Origin of the sequence: Aquimarina rubra, from assembly GCF_042684305.1 — a bacterium.
GTDB classification, from domain to species: Bacteria; Bacteroidota; Bacteroidia; order Flavobacteriales; family Flavobacteriaceae; genus Aquimarina; species Aquimarina rubra.
Window position 1 is genome coordinate 1 of record NZ_JBHULE010000031.1, and the last position, 956, is coordinate 956.

General features: G+C 30.5%; 2 protein-coding genes. Both read right to left on the reverse strand.

Annotated features, from left to right (window positions below):
* Window positions 1–177: 177 nt before the first annotated feature.
* Window positions 178–591: a hypothetical protein gene (locus tag ACFSR1_RS19620; protein WP_378294750.1), complete on the reverse strand. Its 414-nt coding sequence runs from the start codon at window positions 589–591 to the stop codon at window positions 178–180.
* Window positions 592–601: 10 nt separating this feature from the next.
* On the reverse strand, window positions 602–956 hold a 355-nt coding region (locus tag ACFSR1_RS19625; RefSeq protein WP_378294751.1), incomplete at its 5' end, for a hypothetical protein.

The following is a 956-nucleotide window of genomic DNA, read 5'->3' on the forward strand; positions in this document are numbered from 1 at the left end:
ATAACGTTTAATATATGTGTCGTAGCAGGTCAAAATGTTACCCTATTTTCGACAAAAACTGCGCATTGGTTGCTAACTTTCACTTTTTGCAAGTATTGCGCCTTCATAAATATACAACTACCATTGGATTAGTTACCTAGTTGCTATGATCACATATATCTTGTTGTGCATAGTGCTTTACTTTTTTATCAGTTTTATAATCATATATGGTGTCAATATTCCAATTCCAATTAATATTGTTGAGTATAGGTCAAAAGGTTCAGCCTTTAAAGAATCTGGAATCAATGGATTTGAGTGTTTTGCTGAAAAAACCATTATATATAATCCAATTCCAAATATTATAAAAACGAAGAACAGAACCATTACAATATCAATAATCAATTCGTTTATTTTAAATTCTTTTCTGGTTGAGTTGTAAATCATTCCGAAAAAAGGAACTGTTGATAAGGCTAAATAATCAAGAGTATTGGTCGAAATTCCAAAAAAGTAATCGGTAAATCGTTGAATATTTTCAGTCAGCACAATTTGAAGTTTTGCTCCAACACCAAAATTCAGAGCTATAAAAATCAGTACACAAAGTCCGTAAATCAAATATTTTATTTTAGTCGGTATTTTCTTCAATTCCGTATTCCTTGTTTAAGTCTAAAATTTTGTGTCCGTATATTTTTTTCTTTTCCAAATCCACCACAATTGTTATAAACACATTTTGTTTTTCAGTCGGAAGTAAAATATGGTCAAAAGTTTTTAAATCGTTCCGATAAACTTTTTCAACGAGTTCTTTTTCGTAAACAATTCGGTTCACAATTTTATTTTCGGTCAATTTTTCCACATAATCCCAAATGTCAATCGGTTCATCAACTTCCATTTCCGTAATGTCCGTCATTCCATTACCAAAACTGTTTTTAAATTCTATCTCTGTTAATTCCTGCGTCATTTTGGACATTATGCACAACGTT